This window comes from Cellvibrio sp. KY-GH-1 (assembly GCF_008806975.1).
GTDB lineage: Bacteria > Pseudomonadota > Gammaproteobacteria > Pseudomonadales > Cellvibrionaceae > Cellvibrio.
Genome location: NZ_CP031728.1, coordinates 2,562,620 through 2,584,935 on the forward strand (window position 1 = coordinate 2,562,620; position 22,316 = coordinate 2,584,935).

Sequence of the window (22,316 nt, forward strand, 5' to 3'; positions counted from 1 at the left end):
AAATGAATAATTTGTTTAATCAAATGTTCGGTGATCTTGGCTTTGCGCTCGCATGGACACTGTTACATTCAATTTGGCAATTCGCGATTTTTGCGTTCTGCTATGTATGCTTTAGCCGCTTTATTAAAACCTCTGCCTTGCGCTACCAATTTGCGCTGGGCTTGTTTTCCCTGTGCGCGCTGGTCAGCGCACTGACTTTCCAGCATTACTATTCCAGCATCGTTGATGCTCAACAAACACTTGCTACAAGCCTCCCAAGTGCAGCCCAACCGCAAGCTCAAGCTACGTTCAGCAACGCGATCCGCTTTTTTAACGGCAATATTCACTGGATCATGTATATCTGGGCATTCGGATTTCTATTACATCTGAGCCGCACAACGCTGGATTTTATTAATTGCAGAAAATTGGTGCAGTTTGGTTCCCAGGATCTCGATCAACAATGGATCGGCAAATTTGCTGCATTGGAACAGGTGATCGGCACAACCACCAAGGTTATTTACAAAACATCGGCAATGGTAAGCTCCCCCTGTGTAATCGGCGTATTTAAACCCGTCATTTTAATTCCTCCAGCGGTATTATTGAGCCTCACGCCAACGCAAATAGAAGCGGTTATGCTACATGAGCTTGCGCATGTAAAACGCAATGATTATTTGGTGAACCTACTGCAGTGCGCGGTTAAAAGCATTTTCTTTTTCAATCCTTTTTTGGTTTATTTGTCCAAAAAAATTGATCAGGAGCGGGAGAACTCCTGTGATGATCTGGCGGTTTCTCATTGCGCCAGTACACTGACCTACGCAAGCAGCATTAGCGCACTCACTGAACTGGGCCTAAGCAACCGATTGCCCCTTGCAGCAAACGCCGATAAGTATTCAGTATTAAACAGAGTGAAGCGCTTGTTTGGCGATCAACCCAACGAAAAAACAACCTTCCAGTTTTTTAGCTCAGCGCTGATAGCGATGCTGGGAATGGTTATGGCCGTGAATATTCAAGCCGTACCTTACTCGACCGCAAAAACGTCTAACCAGGAGAAAAACCCGACTGAAGTCTCAGTGCCGGTGGCAGCACCGATTCAAAGCGCGGCTCCCGCTAACCTAGCGTTTCAGGAATCTAAAACAGAACAATTAGCAGCTCTGGAGCAAGTGTCCACTGCTGTTGCTACAGACGCGCCAGTCACAACAGCAGAGGTGGCAGCAGTTGCCAAACCTGCGATTGAGGCTGACGTCAAACCAGCGCAAAAGCCGGCGCCGGTAGCCCAGATGAATAACAAAGCGGAGTCTCCTTCACTCGCCACTCAAGCGGCAATCGACTATGTAAATTTGCCTGAAGACAAAGAACAAACAAACCCGGAAAACCTGAATACTGCACAGCCAAACCAGCTATTGACGACTGAAAGGGTTGGAAAAATTGCACCCGTCAATGCGGTTCAAACAGCGAATAAAACAAACCCGGAGGAAATAGGCAATTCCACACGCCCGAATAGTGAAACAAGTCCATCCGGCAGCAATTCCTATGTCAACTGGGAAAAAACCAAACTCTCAAAATTTCTTATCAACGAAAATGTCGATTTCTCAAAATACAATAAAGTGATCGTATACCCCACCACCTTCAATCGCTTAAAGATTTCTGAGAAAACCAAGGAAAAGGTTGCCAAGGCTTGGATGAAATCAACTTTCGAAGAAATGAATGAATATTGCAATTATTTCGACCATGCAGCTAAAAATAAATTTAATAAATCCAGTGCATTCCGCTTAACGAATAAAGGTGGAGACAATGTACTGGCGATGGAGATTCGCATGATCGAGCTTCTCCCAAACTCCACGTCTAGAAAAGAGCCTAACGTTGGTGTTTTAGAAGTACAAGCTGTACTGGTTGATACAAAAAGCGGAGCCTTGGTAGCAGTTATTGAAGACCAACTACCTGTGAATGGCTACTACGCTTTTCATCGCGTGGCATATTCCGGTGGTAGTGGTTCGGGCTCAGCAGCGCTACCCGGTAGCAGCTCGCCTGTTGCAATTGCGCAAGGGAGTTCAGGCGGCCAGGCCGCACTTGGTTGGGCCGGCGCATCACGTATTTTTGCACAAAAAATTCATGACGACATGAAGAAGCTAAAGCGAGAAAGCCGTTAGCTTTTCTTAAACAACTGCATTCATTCTGCAACGATTGGAAAAAGCCTATAAATCTAAAATGACCGCGACTGTAAAATAATGCTAAAAACTGGAGAACTAAGGAAATGAATAATTTGTTTAATCAAATGTTCGATGATCTTGGCTTTGCGCTCGCATGGACACTGTTACATTCAATTTGGCAATTCGCGATTTTTGCGTTCTGCTATGTATGCTTTAGCCGCTTTATTAAAACCTCTGCCTTGCGCTACCAATTTGCGCTGGGCTTGTTTTCCCTGTGCGCGCTGGTCAGCGCACTGACTTTCCAGCATTACTATTCCAGCATCGTTGATGCTCAACAAACACTTGCTACAAGCCTCCCAAGTGCAGCCCAACCGCAAGCTCAAGCTACGTTCAGCAACGCGATCCGCTTTTTTAACGGCAATATTCACTGGATCATGTATATCTGGGCATTCGGATTTCTATTACATCTGAGCCGCACAACGCTGGATTTTATTAATTGCAGAAAATTGGTGCAGTTTGGTTCCCATGATCTCGATCAACAATGGATCGGCAAATTTGCTGCATTGGAACAGGTGATCGGCACAACCACCAAGGTTATTTACAAAACCTCGGCAATGGTAAGCTCCCCCTGTGTAATCGGCGTATTTAAACCCGTCATTTTAATTCCTCCAGCGGTATTATTGAGCCTCACGCCAACGCAAATAGAAGCGGTTATGCTACATGAGCTTGCGCATGTAAAACGCAACGATTATTTGGTGAACCTACTGCAGTGCGCGGTTAAAAGCATTTTCTTTTTCAATCCTTTTTTGGTTTATTTGTCCAAAAAAATTGATCAGGAGCGGGAGAACTCCTGTGATGATCTGGCGGTTTCTCATTGCGCGAGTACACTGACCTACGCAAGCAGCATTAGCGCACTCACTGAACTGGGCCTAAGCAACCGCTTGGCCCTTGCAGCAAACGCCGATAAGTATTCAGTATTAAACAGAGTGAAGCGCTTGTTTGGCGATCAACCCAACGAAAAAACAACCTTCCAGTTTTTTAGCTCAGCGCTGATAGCGATGCTGGGAATGGTTATGGCCATGAATATTCAAGCCGTACCTTACTCGACCGCAAAAACGTCTAACCAGGAGAAAAACCCGACTGAAGTCTCAGCGCCGGTGGCAGCACCTATTCAAAGCGCGGCTCCCGCTAACCTAGCGTTTCAGGAATCTAAAACAGAACAATTAGCAGCTCTGGAGCAAGCGCCCACTGCTGTTGCGACAGACGCGCCAGTCACAACAGCTGAGGTGGCAGCAGTTGCCAAACCTGCGATTGAGGCTGACGTCAAACCAACGCAAAAGCCGGCGCCGGTAGCGCAGATGAATAACAAAGCGGAGTCTCCTTCACTCGCCACTCAAGCGGCCATCGACTATGTAAATCAGGAAGAGGCGAAAGCTGACCTGAACGAATACAAATTAAATACTGCCGAGTTAAAGCAATTGCTGAAACCGGAAAAAAGCGAGCGTATTGCCGCTGTCGATGAAATCCAACCTACCAAAAAAATGGAACCCCTGGCATCAAACAAAATTGCGCTAGATTATCCCCTGCGCGCTGCGGAGGCAGCGCCGGAAGGTGCCAGCTCGTACAGCTACTGGAACAAATCCAGATTCACCAAATTCTTTGTCAACGAAAAAGTCGATTTCACGAAATACAATCGTGTCATCTTATTCCCCACCACATTTGATCGCTTAAAAATTTCTGAGAAAACCAAGGAAAGCGTTGCCAAAGCCTGGATGAAATCCACGTTTGAAGAGATGAATGAATATTGTAATTTTTTCGACCGGGCAGCGACCAATAAATTTAAACAATCCGGCTCATTTCGCTTGGCAAAAAAAGGTGGAGAAAATGTACTGGCAATAGAAATTAGAATGATGGAGTTTCATCCACTAACTGCATCCAAAAAAGATCCAAACGTTGGCACTCTGGAGTTGCAAGCCATACTGGCTGATTCAAAAACTGGTGAACTCGTAGCAATTATTGAGGGCAGGATGCTGATCAACGCCCATAATGTGTCGCGCCATATACGTCGTTCGGACAGTACTATTTCAGAAATCACGTTGTTACCTGGACAGAGATCTCCGTTTTCAACTTTGGAAACCGGCTCATTAGGAGAAGCAACAATCGGATGGAATGTAGCGTCCTTTTTCTTCATCGAAAATCTGCACTATGACATGAAACGATTCAAACGAAGCCAACGGTAATATTGATTTATTTTCGAACGGCCAAGTGCTCCACATAAGTATCAAGATCGATTTTAATTCAGCCGCGACGTAACTATGTAGATAGTAAAAAGCCCATCCGTTTTTCAACGGATGGGCTTTTTAATTACCAGCAACTTAATAAAATTATTTAGCCAATTTTACCGTCACTGCTTTACCGGCGTAATCGATTGTCTCCAACGGAGCTGCATCGAAGTTCGCGGCGTCTTTGCTTGGGCCTGCGATTATACGCACGCTGATTTTGCGTTCGTTAGCCATGCCGGTGAAGCCGCCAATGCGGTCCCCGATGATGACTGTGCCGGTGGCATCGTCGTAGGCTACAGGAATGCGTGACCACTCGCCTTGTTCGTATTTCACTGAGCGACCGTCGTCTTCGTAAATTTCGAAGCTACCGTTAGCGCCGGTGTATATATTTAAGGTGATTGGAGCATTCAAGCCTTCGTCAGTGTGTTGAATCAACGGACCGGTCGGAACGATTGAGCCGGCTTTTACGAACAATGGCATTTGCGACAAAGGTGCATCGGCTTTAATGGTTTGACCGCCCGTTAATTTTTCACCGGTGTAGAAGTTGTACCAGTCAGCACCTGCCGGCAAGTACACATCGCGCGAGCGCGCTTTGTCTTCGTATACCGGATTGACCAGGAAAGCTGGGCCAAACATGTATTGGGTGTTGATATTCCAACCGGCTTTGTCGTTCGGGAAATCCATTACCAGTGGACGCATAATGGTGCCGTCTTTGTGGTAGGTGTCACCCGCCAAGGTGTAGATGTAAGGCATCAAGCGGTAGCGCAACTTGATGTAGTTTTCCAAGGTGGTATAGGCCTCGGTACCTTCATCGGCCAGGCTATAGATTTCACGGTAAGGGAACTGGCCGTGCGAACGGAACAGTGGCACAAACGCGCCGAATTGGAACCAGCGCAGGTTCAGCTCTTGCCAATCGGCCACCAATTCCGGTTTCAGGTCGTGAATGTTCAACGCCGGCCCGCCATTCTTTGAGCCCCAACGATATTTATCTTCCGGGGTGAAGCCGCCGATATCAAAACTCCAGTTAGGCATGCCCGCTATACCTGTGCTGGCGCCTGCTGCAATTTGCTCTTTGAGGTTTTCCCAACGCGATGAGGTGTCACCACTCCAAATGGCCGCGCCTGTGCGCTGAATACCGCCAAAGCCTGAACGCGTCAAAATAAATGAACGCTTTTCCGGATCAGTCGCACGCTCACCTTCGTACACACCAGTCGCATTTGGAATCGCGTAGGAGTTGAAGTACTCCGCCCCCGAACCTATACCACCCTCACGGCTGATTAATTCTTTGCGCTTGGTGAAGCTCAGGTTGGAGTGAATATCCGGCTCGGCCGCATCCAACCACCAGGCGTCAAAGCCCTTGGTGTTCAACTTCTCGTTAATTTGCTTCCAAAAAATTTGCTGGGCTTCTTTCGGATAGGGATCATAAAACGCGTTCAGGTAGCCAGGGCCAATCCAGTCGAGATTTTTCTCCTCCAGATTTTTATTGAACATATAGCCTTTAGCATTTAGCTCTTTGTAGTTATCAGTGGTGGGATAAAATTTTGGCCACACGGAAATCATGATATTCCCGTTCATGGCATGAATCTTATCGGTCAAGGCTTTGGCATCCGGGAAGAATTTCTTATCGAAATCATGGCTGCCCCACGCATTTTCCGGCCAGTAAGACCAGTCGAGCACAATGTTATCAATTGGAATTTTTTTCTCGCGATAATATTTAAAGGTATCGATGATTTCGTCTTGGGTTTTGTAGCGCTCGCGACTTTGCCAGAAACCATAAACCCATTTTGGTAACATCACCGCATCGCCGGTCAGATGGCGGTAACCCGAAACCACGTCGTCTTTAGTCTCACCAGCCACAAAGTAATAGTCGATCGCTTTACCGGTATCCGAAGCCAGTGACAATTCGCCCTGCTCTTCTTTAGGCATAGGGTCCAGATGGGTCAACCGGAAGAAGCCCCCGCCCACAGTCCAATCCACTTTCACGGATTTTTTCACACCGGCTTTCATTTCAGTGTTGAAGGTGTGGTACCAGGGGTTCCAGTTCATACGCCAACGGTCGAGTGCTAACTGGCCATCCACATACAGTTTTGCATAACCTGAGTTATACATTTTGAAACGATGAATGCCGTCTTCGTCGGAGAGAATGCTACCTTCCCATTCAATGCGCAGATTTTTCGCATCTTTGGTTTCCTCCGGCAGCGGCACTTCGCGCACACTGTTATCGCTGAAGAATTGGTAATTCATATCGGCTTCTACGCGGGTCAATAATAATTTATCGCCATCGTAGTAACGCGCGGTAAGGCCGCCTTCTTTGCCTTCGGCATCAAACAGTTTCAAGGAAACATTTAATGGTTGGGTTTCGCGCGGATCGCCGAAACGGGTCACCGAATTGTTATCCCAAAGCACACCATAGTTGCGGCTGGAAACTACAAACGGAATAGAGATCACCAGGTTGTAGGTGGTCAACTCTACATTTTCGCCCGCGTAATTGACTTGCCCATTTTGGTGCTGGCCCAAGCCGAAGAATCCTTCATCGCTGCCACGATTGAATTCCTGACGAATAGCAAATGAATCTGCATCCGGCTTAATCGGATCAGCAGTCACAGTGCCGAAGCTGCCGCGATTTTCTTCTTTCAATAACAGATTGCCTTTAGCATCGCGGAAGCTGACAGTGCCATCAACCAGCGATAATTCAGCGCTCACTTGGGCGGTTTTCAATACTAATTTATCGCCTGTTTGTTCCGCAGTGAAAGGCACATTGGTAGCCGGCTTGGCGACCACCTGGATAGATTCAGGCACAACACCAAAATCAGCTCCCGGCAAGGCTGTGACGCGAATGATTTTTTCGCTCATCACCTGCAGGCGCACTTTTTTTACTTGGCCTTGCAGCAAGCTGACGATGACGCCATCTGCGGTTTTTTCAAATTGTGCCAGACTTTTTACTTGCTCCACTGGAGCAGAGCTGGAGCTGGCCGGTTCATTGCCGGATTGCTTTGAACACGCTTGCAACAGGGCGACCGAAGCCATCCCCAGAATGCAATGCGTGATCAGTTTCTTTGCAGATAACATGTTTGAGTCCTCGTTCTGCGTGTTTTTCAAAAAGTGTCGTTGCAATTAAATGGGAAGCCTTTGGAGAATCGACCTACCCGATCTGATTAATTCGTTTCGTAGGTTGCCATTTTTATGCGCAGCAAAATCTGGCGATTGGGGAAATTTAAACCCCAATCGGTTTGATCGCCATTCCATACGCGATGCATTACCCAATTACCTTTTTCGTAATGACCTTCTTCTACGCGCACGATCATGTATTTTTTAGTCGCGATTTCGGTTGAAGGTTTTAATTCTACGCGCGCATTATAAGCAGTCACCAAATATTCATTTTCATCCAGTTGCGCAATCAATGCACCGCCCGATGCCGGGGTATTGCCTTTAGGTGGTTCGATCCAAAACATGGGGCGACCGTAAGTCACTTCCGCATTCCACAAGCCTAAATCCAGTGTTTGCGTCAGCGCTGCGGCCTTGTCTTTGGCGTACTGTTCTTTTTCAGCGGGCGTTGCTTCCGCATTCCAGATTTTTTGTGTGTCGCTAGTCGTGTCCAAGGGTTCCGCTACACCCCACACATTGCCTTCATACGCCAGCTTGGCCCACTCGCGCATCATGGGTGAAACCAAGCGATACACTTGCGCAAAGTTGTCGATGGTCTCGTCGTTATAATCTTTAGCGCCTAATGGATAATTCGTATAGGGCGTATCGTCCATACCAAAGGGCGAGAAACCAATACCGCCTTTGCCCAGAGTGGGGAAAAAGTAGCGTGCATAGGGTTGAGCGCTGCCAATTTCTGCTACAAATAAAGCATTGTCAGGGCGCGCGTATAAATCCAATACTTTGGTAGCGGTTTTGTAATCGCGAAAATAAATATCCGGCGCAATTAAATCAATATTAGGTGCCGCTGCTTTCCAAATATGCAACACGTTGTCGGTGCCACCACCGCTGGAATATTGGCCGGGCAACCCAGGGTTAAACGGATTGCGCAATGCGACATTCACATACATAGGCAGATTTTTTATCGCCTTTCCTGCTGCGGTAACTTCATCGCAGTATTTGGCGATGTAATAGGCGTGGAAAAATTCGTCAGCATCTTTGCCAAATACTTGCTGCCAGGTGCCTGCTTTTAATTGCAGCTTGCCAATCAACTCGTCGGGCACGGGAGCGTTAAACACCGCCTGGGCGGTTGCGGAAAAATCGCGCACACTGCCGTAGGTGCCCACTTCATTTTCCACTTGCACCATAATCACAGTGTGTTCTTTATCGCGCTTCGCCAAATATTTCATCAATTCAACAAAGGCTTTTTTATCCGCGGCCAGAGTATTTTTTCCAAACGGCGACATGGAATTTAGCGTATCGCCATCTTGCTTAACCACACGCGGAAAACGTTTGTTGTCCAGCTTTACCCAAGCCGGCGCATAATGCGGTGCGTTGTTTTTCCAGGTTGCAAACCAGAGCAGTACCAATTTGGCATCCTGTTCGCGCGCTTCCTTTAGCAAGACGTCCAGGTAAGAGAAATCAAACTTTCCCTCTTCCGGTTCAATTTGCTCCCAGGCAACCGGGATACTCAGGGTATTCGCGCCCATTTTTTTAAATGATGGCCACACGTCTTTTAGCGCGGCTGGATAGTTACTTGAGTTATTGGTTTGTGCTCCCAGCATCACGTAGGGCGCGCCATCCACCATCAGTGCGTGCTTGCCATTATTTGTTACCAGCTGCGGCAACTCAGTGGCCTGCAATGACAGAGCGAACAGACTTGTGCCAGATACCAGCGCTACCCAGCGCAAGGACGATTTAAAAAAGGAGGTGTGTGCCATAGATAAAGCCTTTACGATTTTCTCGTTATTTTTTATAGGTGAATAACAACCAATGTGCAGAATTTAATTATTCAATACAGCGGCTTATTATCATATAAACCATAAGAAATTGCTTTGTATACATGCACCATGTAATTGGGTTTTACCCATGTTTACATTGCGTATTGAGTTTAAAAATCGGTTTTTCAAAAATGAAAAAACCTTGCTCCTTTCAGAGCAAGGTTTTACGACTACAACCTATTAAAACTTCGCACGCAGACCAATTGCGAAACGAGCGTCCTGCGCATAGGAATATGCCACATGATCACCCGCGCCATTTTGGTCGATGATACCTACAGTTTTCTCTTTCAGCAGATTTGAAGCTTCAGCCGTTACCGTATAGTTATCCAGGAAAGTGTAGCTAACTGACGCATCCAGTTGACCGTAGTCGTCGTTATACACCGGAATTGATGCTTTACCAGACCAGTCAGGGAAATCAGGGTTGAATCCATTACCACCCCAAGCAATTAAGTACTTGCTGCGCCAGGAGTAGGCCAATCTCGCCGAGAGACCATCCTTCTCATACATACCAACAATATTGAATGCATTCTTCGATAACTGGTCGATAGGCAAGCTTCCATAACGTGTCTTGTCTGTATCGATTGGCGCGGCACCAGAAACACCATTCTGTGATGGAAGAGGAACATCCGCTTCGCTATCGATGTAGGTGTAGTTCGCTTGCACCCCAAAACCATTAAACGGCTCAGGTAAGAAATCAAAGAATTTACTCACGCCGATCTCAACGCCATTGATATCCCCAGAGCCAATGTTCTGAAGATAAATGGCGTTACCAGAGTAATTTAGTCCGCCGTTGTAATCCCCACCAGTAATTGACTCTATTGAGTAAGGTAGTGAATTTTTTCTGAAGAAGCCTTCGATATCTTTTCTGAACAATGCGAAATGAGCCATGCCGCCAGCATCATCAAAGTACCACTCGGCAGACAAATCAAATTGATTTGCTTCCATTGGCGCAAGGTACGGATTGGTCTCAATATTTACGTCGTGGTTGTAGTCATTTATTGTGGGATTATTTACACCAGATCTAACCGAGTGGGTAATAATGATCTTTCCTTGAGTATCACCGAAGCTAGGAGACCAAATTGCCTTTGAAGCAGCAAAACGAATGAACAAATCATCTGTAGCTCGCATTCTTAAATTGAAGCTAGGCAATACATGGTTATGGCTAGTTTTCGCCTCAAACGCCTCCACTGTTCTGGCTGCAATAACAGCGCCTCCGTTAGGTAGCTGCCATTGCTCTGAAATTAAGAAACCGTCAGCCACCAAGTCTGTCTGCACAACACGAACACCAATGTTACCGTCGATAGGCATGGCAATATCGTCAAATGCGTAATTCGCCATCATATAAGCGGCTACAGTTTTTTCATCCTGAGTATTGCGATATTCAGGGTTCTTCAAACGATTCCAATCGATATAAACCTGATCATTACATGCCCATGAAAATGGCTCGCTTGGACAAGTGCTATTGATAGCATCAGTAGTCGCTCTGAAATTTCTAGTAGCATCTGCAGAATATAAATAACCTATCGCCGGAACATCTACATCACCGCGCTGAAAATCATCAAATGAGTACGCAGTTAAATATTTACTTGCCTGGTCAGCAGTAACTTTTGGCAAAGTATTTTTATCATAACCACTAAACCAAGTCGCGTAACGTGTATTCCAATCATATCCCGTATTGATATTGTCAGCAGTTTTTTCGGAGTATCTCATACCCGCTTTTACTGACTTAATAACTGAATCATCGAAATCGTATTCTGCATCAAACCGGCCAGTTTTTGCTTCTGCACTATTACGCTCAAAGTGCGTCATTTCCTGACCCAGGCTGTAATTGGAGAAATCAGCCATATATTCAGGGTCAAGCAAAATGGATGGGGTCTTTGTACCAATACCATCCATATAAGCTTCTTCAGGAATAACTTTTAAACCTAATGTGTAATCATCGACAGTTGCTTCTGCTTCTACGAATTGCAAATCAGCAGAGAATTTCCAGTGATCGTCCGGGCTCCACTTAATACCAGTAGAATAGTCAGTGGTTTTTGAAACATTGTTAGCCCAACGCGTACTGGTACCAAAATCCAATCCCCATTGCGCAGGATTAGAAACAGTCACAGAACCTGATTGAAGCGCACCGTTTTCATCATATCCCCAGTCGTCTTCCGCCGTAGGGAATAGCGCTTGATCGCCATTAGCACCTTCGAGGAAGAAGGCGTTTTCATCATAAGTAGTGTCATGTTTACTTTGGAACGCAGTGAAATAAACCTCAGTCGCATCGTTAGGTGCCCATTGCAATGCGAGGTAACTGCCTTCACGGGTACTTTCATAATCGTTGCGACGCCAATCTACACCTTTAGAAACCCATACATTTTCACCGTCAATTGTTCTAGGCAAAAAAGGACGGGTATAAACCTGATCGGAGCGGCTGGATAAATCAGAGGTAGACGCGTTAACCAAAACACCAAAGTCACCTGCACCGGTTTCCCAGCGATTGCTGTACAAACCAGAATATTCGCCATTGGTTTCTTTTAATTGATCGCCGTAGTTGGCTTTCACGGAGACGCTTGCTAGTTGACCATCGGAATCAAACGGCATACGGGTACGCAGATTTACGGTACCGCCCAAACCACCTTCAATCATATCGGCAGATGGACTTTTGTAAGTGTCCACGGCATACATCAATTCGGCCGGAACGTCTTCAAAACTTAAACCGCGGCCACTTGCAGCAGAGAACACATCGCGACCATTTAATTCGGCGCGAACTTGCGACAAACCGCGCACAGCGACGCCGCTACCTTCAGCGGCCGGATGCTCAGCGTCATTGTTGGTATAACGACCTACCGTCACGCCGGGTACACGTTGCAATGCTTCAGTCACACTGCGATCCGGCAACTTACCGATGTCTTCCGCAACAATGGAATCCACCACTACGTTCGAATTCTTTTTTATGTCCTGCGCGGACTGAATACTCGCGCGCTGACCGCTAACAATAACTTCTTCAACTTGTTCATCCGCCGCCGCTTGTGCAACAGACTGCAGCGCGAAACCTGCCGATCCAATCGCCAGTGACAGGCCGGAAACCAGTTTTATGTAGTGCGGCAATTTCTTTTTCAAAAACATTTTATTTTTTGTGGTCATGATTTTCTCCAGTTAGCATTATTTTTGACTACCCCGTAAGCTATCCCTTTATTTTTTTTGTAAGAGATATGTGCCTCTTCCCTGTGCTTTAAATACTCCCGTATTACCCTCAAGCGTTAGCTCGATGGTGGTGTTCCCAGTCGTTTCGATTAACGAATAATTAGCGAATGAATGCGAGCTTCTCAGTCGCAGCGTGGTTGCGGCTTTTGATTCAGTATTTAGAGAAATTTTTGCTTCAGATAGCTCGCGATTGTGCCATTTCAAATCCACGTTGATGCCACCGCGCGCGCGCAAACCGGTAACAGAGCCCGTTGGCCAGGCGTCTGGTAGCGCGGGCAATAAATGCAATTCGCCGTGGTGGCTTTGTACCAACATTTCAGCAACACCGGCGGTTGCACCAAAGTTTCCATCAATTTGAAAAGGAGGATGGTTATCCCATAAATTGGCGAGCGTGCTGCGCTGCAATTGCTCACCCAAAACCTTATGTGCCCGATTGCCATCCAGCGCGCGCGCCCACATATTCACTTTCCAGGCTTGCGACCAACCTGTGCCGCCATCACCGCGAGCATTTAATGTTGTACGCGCTGCCTTTAGTAACTCTGGATTTTTATGCCCATCGATTTGACGGCCAGGATGCAGGGCAAATAAATGGGAGATATGACGATGCTCATTTTTCGGATCGTCCAGATCTTCTTTCCATTCTTGTAGCTGGCCCCAGGAACCAATACGTAAACCTTCATCGAAGTTTTTTAATTTTTTGTCCAGTTTTTTTCCAAATGATTTATCACCAACAATCATTGCTGCTTCATAGGTATTGCGCAGCAAATCAAATACAATTTGTTGGGACATAGCAGCGCCATTGGTAAAAGGCCCCTGCTCCGGGGAAAAACTGGGTGAGACTATCCATTGGCCATCGCGTGGGTCTTTAATTAAAAATTCCAACCAAAATTCCGCCGCACTTTTCATGAGCGGGTAGGCACGCGCCCGTAAAAAGTGTTGGTCATTGGAAAATAAATAATGCTCGTAATAATGTTGTGCGAGCCAAGCGCTGGCCTCCGGCTGCCAAAACGCCGTTGGCCATTGAATAACACCGGTAAAACCCCAAATATTGGTATTGAGAAAAAGCGTCCAGCCTTTATTGACACCGGCAACACGCCGGGCAGAAATTTTTCCCGGTTCAACCAGGCTATCAACAAAATCAAAATAGGGCGTCATCAACTCCGGCATATTGGTGGTTTCTGCCAACCAATAATTCATCTGCAAATTGATGTTTACGTGGTAGTCATCATTCCACGGTGGTGTGACTGAGTTATTCCACACACCTTGTAAATTGGCTGGCAAGGACCCCGCGCGCGAAGAGGCAATTAACAGGTAACGACCGAATTGGAAATAAGTTGCCTCAAGTGTGCGATCCAGAATCGCATCACCTTTTTTATAGTGACCAAGTAATTCGGGGGTATTTTTAGCAAGCGCTTGCTGGCCTATATCCAACCGTACGCGATTAAATAGCGATTGATAATCCTGGCGGTGATTCTGTTGAATTTGTGCGAATGTTTTTGCAGTCGCTGCATCCATACGCTGTTGCAGATTTTCGTGAGGATTTGTGCCGCGATACCGCGGAAATTGCTGCGCGTAGTCAGTACCCGCATTAAGTAAAATTACCAGACTGTCTGCGCCGCTAATTTGCACCTGCTGGTTATCAACAACAGAAAGAGTCCCGCCTTGTGGTAAAAATTGAATCTGGGTTTCAAATTGCAAACTATTGCTGTGCAATTTACCGGTAGCAATTAGACGCCCATTTTCTACACGCGCGGTCAGTGTGCGATTATCGGGAACAACAAGACCGGCCGTTACTGAAATCTTGCCAGGTTGGCTGGCTGAGATTTTTACGGCAATCACGCCATCTGGATAACTCGCCAAATATTCGCGTTTATAGTTGACTCCACCTTGCGCAAAGCTCACATCAACTTGCGCATTGTCCAGTGAGAGCGCGCGCTGATAGCGGGTGACACCGCTGTCATTTCCGGCAAAACGTAAAACGAGTTCGCCAAAGGTTTGATAATCCCCGTAGGCAGTAATTTTTCTGCCCATGCGTTCGGCCGCCAACTCTGGAGTAACTGATCCATTCGTTGCAATTGCCTTGCGCACTTCCTTCACGGCTGAAGTTTGTGGCTTTTCTGGCCACCCGAAATCATAACCTTCCGCCCCTGGGCCACCGGTCCAAAGCGTTTTTTCATTAAACTGAATCTTGTCGGTAATAACCCCGCCACTGACGACAGCCCCCAAGGCGCCATTGCCAATTGGCAGACCTTCGCTTTCCCAATCCTTTGCCGGTCGGTCAAAACGAATACTGGATTCAGCTGCAACGTCTGTAGCCCATACGCACAAGCTGCACAGCACAACTAAAAGTCGCGGAGTGATAGCTCCGGCCAGGAACCTATTCAGTAGTGTCAGGGGTAAAGAAGGCGTCATCAAAAGTGTCACTTTATAATATGGTATATATGACTATTTGGCGGGATACTAAGGCAATGTTTTTATTTGTGCAACAGATATCATATATGATAAAAAATATGCCAATTTGGGTGATACGAAAGGAAACGCCACCCTAGCCCGTGAGGTGGGAGCGCTCGAATTATTCGCTTGAAAAATGGTGCGGTAATGAAGGGCAGCAGGAATCTCCCCGTGCCCAAGGAGTCTGACTAAGGAATAACAGTGCCCAAAAACTCTTCGTGACTGCCAGCAACATCACACCCCTTGAGAATTGCTCGCTTCATTTTGTCCATCAACAGCCAGGCCCGATCACTATGTTCGGACGCCACGAGACCCTGCGGATCAACACCAAAACCGCTATACATGCTGACCCATGAATCCTCTCGAAAGGACTCTTGTTCTAGCATCTGGATGCTCCCGGAGGCCTTAAATGTCTCTATTTTGTCGACCAGCGTTGCCGGAATAGCCATGTCCCGCACGTGATTCCAATAGGCACCAGTGCGTCCATTCAGCTTGTAATGGAGAATAATGAAATCGCGGATACGCTCGTATTCCAGCCGATTAAGCCGATTGGCCTCGGCGACCAACTTTTCGTCCAGGACAAAATTCACCAGAAACGCCGCCATTTTGGAAATGCCGGTTTGAATCAGCGAAATGCTGGTGGATTCAAGGGGTTCTAAAAAGCCGCTAGAGAGACCGATGGCAACACAGTTTTTGTGCCAAAAGTCCTTTCTCATTCCCGTAGTAAAGCGAATCAAACGCGGTTCGGTCACCAGCTCGCCACGCAGATTTGCGACCAGTTCCTCACGCGCCTGCTCATCGGAAATAAATTGGCTGGCATATACATAGCCATTGCCGACCCTGTGCTGCAGCGGGATATGCCACTGCCAACCCGCTGAACGCGCCGAAGAACGGGTAAAAGGGTCTGGTGCGACAACGCTCTTGGTCTGCACGGCCAAAGCGCTGTCACTAAGTAACCAGTGACTCCAGTCCTCGTATTCGACACCCAGGGTTTTATGGATCAGCAAGGCCGACATGCCTGTGCAATCGACAAACAAATCGGCCTCGAGAAGCATGCCTTCTTCTACTTGTACCGATGCAATAAATCCGTTGGTCTCGTCCAGATTAATACTGCCTACCTTTCCCTCTACCCTCGTCACTCCAAGCCGTTCTGCAAACTGGCGCAGATACCTTGCAAACAGAGAAGCATCAAAATGGTACGCGTAGTTGTACCACGCAAGGCGACTATCCTCATCGAAGCTAGGTTGGGCAAATTTGCCCTGACGGGCAAGTTGGGTGCACAGGCAAAAGCTATCCAAGCCCTCCGTATAACCTTTCTGCTTGGCGGACCACCAGGTTTGGTAAAAGGGGCGCTCCTCAATTTGCACACCGTAACCGGCAAACGGGTGAAAAAAATGCTTGTCGGGCGCAGACCAACCTTCAAATTCTATCCCCAGCTTGAAGGTCGCATTAGTCGCTTTAATAAACTCGGTTTCATTGATTCCCAAATCCCTCATGAACTGATGGATACCCGGCACAGTTGCCTCACCAACACCAATAGTTCCAATTTGCTCCGACTCCACCAGTGTGACTTCCACACCCGTCTTCGCGATCCAGCGCGCTAGAAATGCTGCGGTCATCCACCCGGCAGTGCCACCACCCACAATGAGTATTTTTTTGATGGATTTGGTCATTGAAAGGCTCCAGATAAATGCAGCAGGCGATTAATTGCCCCGAGAGATTATTGTTTTACTGACGCTAAAAGTATCATTAATCATACATTAACATGCTGAATGCGGCGATAGTGAGCCAAAGTTGCCTCACTGGCATAGCAGTTGCTGTAAAGACTGCAAATTGGCAATGCCGTTGTTTACAGGTGGAATTGAACGGCAGAAAAAACGTTTTTGGACGATTGGAGTGAAGCAAAGAATGGCAGCAAGCACCATTAACTCTCAAGGCATAGTCTCTATTGCACCATCGCGTGGCAATAAGGCCGGGCAATTTGCACACTTCTGCGACCTCTATCAGCAACGACTGGACGCACTGACCCTCGCCAAGCAACTGATCCACATGATTAAGGCTGTGCAACGACATCGCGGCATGACCATGGGTACCCTGGGAGGCAACCAGCAATTCCGCGACGATCTCAATCACCTACAAGTGCAATTGGAACGACGTCTGGAGCTGCTGCAAGCATTTTCTGCCCGCTCCATTAATTTGCTGAGCCCACGTGACCAAGACAATCTGAGCAATGCCTGGCTGACCATCAGTCGCAACTGGCAGGAAGATTCTGTTATCGATAACTACGAGCTGCACTGCCACCTGATCGAGCAACTGCTGAGCATGGTTGCTGCGCTAGGCAAGCAATTGGAACAACCAACCTCGCAATGCATGCCGGATACCCAGGAACCCAAGGTTATCCACGCCGATGAAGCGCTCTACCCCAACCGTTTCAAATATTTGGAAGTGCTGCACTTCGCAACGCGCTTGATGCCGGCAGTCGCCGAACAAATTGGCCGTATTCGCGCACTAGCCACCTATGCCGCTGCACTAGGTTATTGCGATAAAGATTTCGCCAGCAAACTACGCTACGTAATTCAGTGTACGCGCGTGAACAATGAAAAGCTTCGCCACCAAACCAAGCGACTGGAAGGTTTGCTGGACAGCGATTTAGCCCTGCTGAGCCAATTAAAAAGTTACGAAATCAAACTGGAGTTTTTGCTCTCCATGGTCGAAGCAGATGTCGTGAACCCACACCAGATTAACGCCGACAGCAATCGGCTGTTTAGCTTGGCCACTGACATCATCGATGTGTATTTGAAAGTGGTGGATGAAGGCGTGCAGCTGCTGACCCTCTGGCACGAACAGGATATAGAAGTCTGGGTGCAGTCGTATTAGCGCAATAAAGAGCCATTTATTTTTACCGGATCATCATTGTTATTTCTTTACTCCGGAAATTGAACCGGCAAACTTGTCTATCGCGTCTGACGGCATACAATAGGCCTCCTAATGCACTGCACCTCATTCAGGCCTCTCGATGCGATCACAACAAGTTTTGCGTTACGTTTCCCTCGCACTTGCACTACTCCACCCTCAGGCATTTGGCGCACAGGAACCCACCACTGAAGCCATCAACACCTGTTTGCAATCATCGGTAATTACTGCCGACACCGCCATGACAATTGCGGAACTGCACGAAGCCTGCCGTCAACTGTATCTCAACCAAAACACCGATACGGCGCCGCAAATCGAAGAGCAGCAAGTTGTCAGCTCCACATCCCCGGAAACTAATCCGGAAGGTCGGTTATTAAAACGCCGCATGACCATGGAGGCACTCAATCGCTCCAACCGCTTTATTTTGACTCCACACAAGCGCAATTATTTTTCGCCCATCAGCTATATAACTCACACCAATACCGAACCCTACCTTAAAAATGATGATGAAGAAAAAGCCCTTGCCGATTTAAGGCATGCGGAAGCTGAATTTCAATTCAGCACCAAAATTCTGATTTATGAAAATATTTTTGATGATAACGGGCACTTGTATCTGGGTTATACCAATCATTCGTTTTGGCAAATTTATAGCGATGCCGACTCAGCACCGTTTCGGGAAATTGATCATCAACCCGAACTATTGCTGAGCTTTACCAATGACTGGGAAATTTTTGGTTTTCGCAATGTACTAAACGAAGTAGCCCTCACACATCAATCAAACGGTAAAGGTGGAATTGAATCGCGCAGTTGGAACCGAGTAATGATGAACAGCGTATTTGAGCGCGGCCGATTTATTTTTGCACTAAGCCCCTGGTATCGGATATCTGAACCCGAGCAGAAATACCCGGGCGATCCCGACGGCGATGACAATCCGGATATCACTCATTACATGGGGCATTTTGAATTTACGGGTGCTTATGAAAAAGGCGATAACATTTTCAACATCATGTTACGTAATAATTTTGATGCCGATAACAAAGGAGCTATGGAACTAGGCTGGAGCTTTCCGGTTCGCACTAACCTGCGCGGACAATTTAAATATTTTAATGGCTATGGCCACAGCCTGATTGATTACAACGCGGATCAGGAAGTATTTGCGTTGGGTATTGTATTTACCGATTTGTTTTAAAGCGATTCGCCAAGCATATTCACCAGTGTCCGAATCGATTCAGACGACTGAGGTGAAACATCAATAATCGAAAAGCCCGTCCAGTGCTTCCCCGATAAATCGGCATCGCGTGTCCACAAACAATCGACACCCAACTGGATAACCATTTGGCCATTTACCGGTTCGGGCACATGCAGATCCAAGGTGTAAATACGATCTTCCTCCATGGCGACATCGCCAACCACCATTAATCCCTGCGCATGAATATTGACCAAACGACCAACGTATAAATCGCGCAGGTTATCGTACACGTCTACATCGCCGTTGATAGTGTGGCGCTCCAACTCCCGGTCATGTTCACGTGAGCAACTATGGGTCATGATCCGCTCCCGGTTTTCAGCGCGTCGGCACGCTCGTTCAAGGTGTGATAGATATTTTCCAGCGCGCGCTCAAAGAAAGGTTTGGTACTACCGGCAATAATTTTTGCGCGACCAGCGAGCATGTCGCGCGCCAATTGCAAACCGGCCGCCAGGGACACCTTGCGCCCCTGTTGATCCACCAGCATATAGTGCTGGGTTTTTTTGTTATACCAAGCCACCTTCAAACGCTTGCCACCTTCGAATTCAAACCAGGTGCCAAATTCCACCATCTTCAAACTGTCGACAATTTTCGCCTCTTCAGGCGAAGGCTCTTGCGACTGTTCGGAAATATGACCCGCTTTTTCCGCCGCCAGGCTTTCCAGTTTAGTCCGCATAGGCGCCGGCGCCGGCTCCGCTTTACGGCTCAACAATGCCATGCGCTGCAGGGAGACGACAGCATCCAAAAGCTTACGCCCTTTTGCCTGCTCGTAACCTATGGTCTCAAAACCGCGCTCCAGCGCACTCGCCAATTCATCCTGCACTTCCATTTGACGAACCTTATCCGCTTGCTTGGTTTTGGGTTCGATGGACCAGAGTAAATCGTCAATCACTTGCAGCGCGCGCTTCCAACTATCGGACTTATCGCCGTAGCGCAGCAGTACAAATGACAAATAATCTGACCAGGGCTGTAACAACAGCAGCAAAATCGCTGAAGGCATTTCGCGATTATCTGTGCGGCTACGCACTTCAGTGTTCACTTGAATTTTAGCTTCGCGCAGTTTTTCTTCGCCTTGGGCTTTTTCAAGCGCGCGTCGCTCCATTAACTCCTGACGACGGGCAACGTTGTGCGTATAGGCATTAAATTCAATCAACAACTCGGCAAAAATACGTACATCGTTTTTGAATTCCTGCAGCAGGCGAAATACGGTAGTTTTGATCTTGGTAAAAATATCGTATTGATCACTGCCATCATTGCTGACCCAGCGCACGCCAGATTCAGCGAGGCTATTTAACAGCACGCGAGCTGGATGCTCCGGCTGCTCGAAAAAGTTCTTGTCGATAAAGGCAATTTTCAAGAAAGGGGTGTGCAGATAACTGAGCAACGCTTTCACCGAATCGGGTAAGTGATCGTCGGACAACATGTATTCAAACAACATACCGACCAAATCTATGGTCTGCATATCGCCCGCTTCCACAGCACCGTTTTCACTTTCGCTGGCGATTTTCTCCATCATAGTGCGGCCCACATCAGCCACACTTTGCATTTGAATCGCCACTGGGCCAGTCTCATGATTGGCCAATGCTTGCTGCGTATAATTTAAGGCCTGGGTTTGCATATGCTCCAGCACGCCCACCAACTGCGGCTGGGAATACACCTGCAAACTCGCCGGCAAAACCGGAGCACCTGCAGCAACTTGCGCCCCCGCACCCGGAACTGACTGCGGATGCAACACCTGGGTTGCCTGCACAGCAGGTAACTGCTGAGTTACATGGACCTGCAACAATCGAATTGCATTGAGCAAACTGGTTTGGTATTGAATATCGTTGGGGTTCAGCGAACCGCTCAGTAATTTATCGCTCGCGCGGCGATGATGTTGCTGTGCTTCCTCTTCAGTTTGTTGCTCGGCCGGAGTCACCACAGTATCAAGGGGATCATCTGCGACCACTTCCTCGCGCTTGGCAGCACCCGTAGCCTTTTCCTGATTATTCTGGACAAAGCGCAAATTGGGTAACAGGTTTTGACGAACCAGATAATCATTTAATTCCAGATAAAGTTCATCTAGCAAACCGACAACGTCTTGATCAAAAAGCTTGTAACCTATGATCTTGGTTTTAACATCCACATCCAGATTCGCGAGCAACTTGCGCAACGCCTCACAAAATTGCACCGGGCTGACCGGATTGCTACGCTCATCAATTTTTTCACCGTCATTGAGTAACGCGAGGCGCTGTTGAAAAGCCCACAAGTGATCGGCAAAAAAATTATCTGCGCGATGGGTAATAGAGGTAATTGCGATGGTTTCTTCCAGGTCTGAATGCTCTACCAAGGATAGGATATCGCCGCTAAAACGTTCCTCACCCGTTAGTGTGTTCAATGATTTGTTTTTGAATTTTACGAATCCATTTGCCAGATGCTGGCAAAACTCCTGCTCTGCCGCTTGCTGAACGGCGGACAGCAGGTTTTGTATTTCATAGAGGGCAATTTGCTCTTTGTTAGATTTGGCCTGCTCCGCAATTTCCAAAACCTGTTTGCACCACTGCCGCCAAAAATTGGGAAAAACCCGATAAGCAAAGCCGCGCGTAAGATCGCGACAATGTTTTAAATGTTGGATAACCAATTGCTCTGACATAGCGACTGATGTGTAAGTCGACGTTTTTTGAGTATCAGAGCCCGGTAAGCCTGAGTTGCGCATAGTTATTCCGTGTTTTTCCATGATGGTCATGTTTCCCTAGCCCAGAAGCTCCCAACTTTTATCATTTGTTGCTTCGAAGAACTGAGCCTGCAAAACCTGGAGACGCGTGAGTGAGTCTTAATTAGGTTGTCCTGTGCGCCAATCTTATCAGCTTGGAAAAATAGTTCCACACACAAACGCACTTGATTAAAAATAGCACGATATTCTTGTAACTGCCTGATGTGTCGATAAAAATTACATTTTATAAGGATATCAGCACCACAATTAGTTACAAAAGAACTGCACCAAAACAAATCACCCTGCACCACCATGACAACCCATATTGGTGCATGACAAATAATCCAGCATATCTCCCAAGATACAAATACCTTTAAAAATCAGTCCGTTAACACATTGGCACCCATATTGCGAAGGCTACTATTGTAATAACTGATCCGCACTCTGGGTGGTTTTGGCTATTCGACAAACTGTTCTACACAATTTGTTAAC

Annotated in this window: 11 protein-coding genes; 4 read left to right on the forward strand and 7 right to left on the reverse strand. The window is 47.2% G+C overall.

The features are described 5' to 3' along the window. Window positions 1-2: 2 nt before the first annotated feature. Both D0C16_RS11110 and D0C16_RS11115 read left to right on the forward strand, forming a co-directional pair. Window positions 3-2,126 (forward strand): M56 family metallopeptidase, encoded by a 2,124-nt coding sequence (locus D0C16_RS11110; RefSeq protein WP_151032450.1) that lies wholly within the window; start codon window positions 3-5, stop codon window positions 2,124-2,126. Window positions 2,127-2,230: 104 nt separating this feature from the next. Further along, on the forward strand, window positions 2,231-4,366 hold the full coding sequence (locus D0C16_RS11115) for a M56 family metallopeptidase (protein WP_151032451.1): 2,136 nt from the start codon (window positions 2,231-2,233) through the stop codon (window positions 4,364-4,366). Window positions 4,367-4,510: 144 nt separating this feature from the next. Here the strand turns inward: D0C16_RS11115 and D0C16_RS11120 are convergent, their stop codons facing one another. The 5 genes from D0C16_RS11120 to D0C16_RS11140 form a co-directional block, all read right to left on the reverse strand. After that, entirely contained in the window at window positions 4,511-7,477 is a 2,967-nt protein-coding gene (locus tag D0C16_RS11120) for a TIM-barrel domain-containing protein (RefSeq protein WP_151032452.1), read from the reverse strand. An 86-nt stretch (window positions 7,478-7,563) separates the two neighbouring features. Continuing rightward, window positions 7,564-9,270, reverse strand: a complete 1,707-nt coding sequence (locus D0C16_RS11125; RefSeq protein WP_151032453.1) for a DUF5597 domain-containing protein — start codon at window positions 9,268-9,270, stop codon at window positions 7,564-7,566. Window positions 9,271-9,510: 240 nt separating this feature from the next. Beyond that, a complete protein-coding gene (locus tag D0C16_RS11130) occupies window positions 9,511-12,462 on the reverse strand; it encodes a TonB-dependent receptor (protein ID WP_151032454.1) in 2,952 nt (983 codons plus the stop codon). Between the two features lie 48 nt (window positions 12,463-12,510). Further along, entirely contained in the window at window positions 12,511-14,934 is a 2,424-nt protein-coding gene (locus D0C16_RS11135) for a glycoside hydrolase N-terminal domain-containing protein (protein ID WP_151034897.1), read from the reverse strand. Window positions 14,935-15,161: 227 nt separating this feature from the next. Beyond that, window positions 15,162-16,646, reverse strand: a complete 1,485-nt coding sequence (locus tag D0C16_RS11140) for a tryptophan halogenase family protein (RefSeq protein ID WP_151032455.1) — start codon at window positions 16,644-16,646, stop codon at window positions 15,162-15,164. Between the two features lie 235 nt (window positions 16,647-16,881). Between D0C16_RS11140 and D0C16_RS11145 the strand changes: the two genes are divergently transcribed. Both D0C16_RS11145 and D0C16_RS11150 read left to right on the forward strand, forming a co-directional pair. Further along, window positions 16,882-17,850 (forward strand): hypothetical protein, encoded by a 969-nt coding sequence (locus tag D0C16_RS11145; protein WP_225318988.1) that lies wholly within the window; start codon window positions 16,882-16,884, stop codon window positions 17,848-17,850. Window positions 17,851-17,989: 139 nt separating this feature from the next. Then, window positions 17,990-19,075, forward strand: coding sequence for a phospholipase A (locus tag D0C16_RS11150; protein WP_151032456.1), 1,086 nt, complete (start codon window positions 17,990-17,992; stop codon window positions 19,073-19,075). On the opposite strand, the gene D0C16_RS11155 is transcribed toward D0C16_RS11150, so the two are convergent. Together D0C16_RS11155 and D0C16_RS11160 are read right to left on the reverse strand one after the other, a co-directional pair. Further along, a complete protein-coding gene (locus D0C16_RS11155; protein WP_151032457.1) occupies window positions 19,072-19,434 on the reverse strand; it encodes a PilZ domain-containing protein in 363 nt (120 codons plus the stop codon). The two genes, D0C16_RS11150 and D0C16_RS11155, sit on opposite strands and share 4 nt — an antisense overlap. Next, the gene (locus D0C16_RS11160; protein WP_225318989.1) at window positions 19,431-21,827 is read right to left on the reverse strand and encodes a DUF1631 family protein; all 2,397 of its coding nucleotides are present in this window, start codon (window positions 21,825-21,827) and stop codon (window positions 19,431-19,433) included. Before D0C16_RS11160 ends, D0C16_RS11155 begins: the two co-directional genes overlap by 4 nt. Window positions 21,828-22,316: the final 489 nt, after the last annotated feature.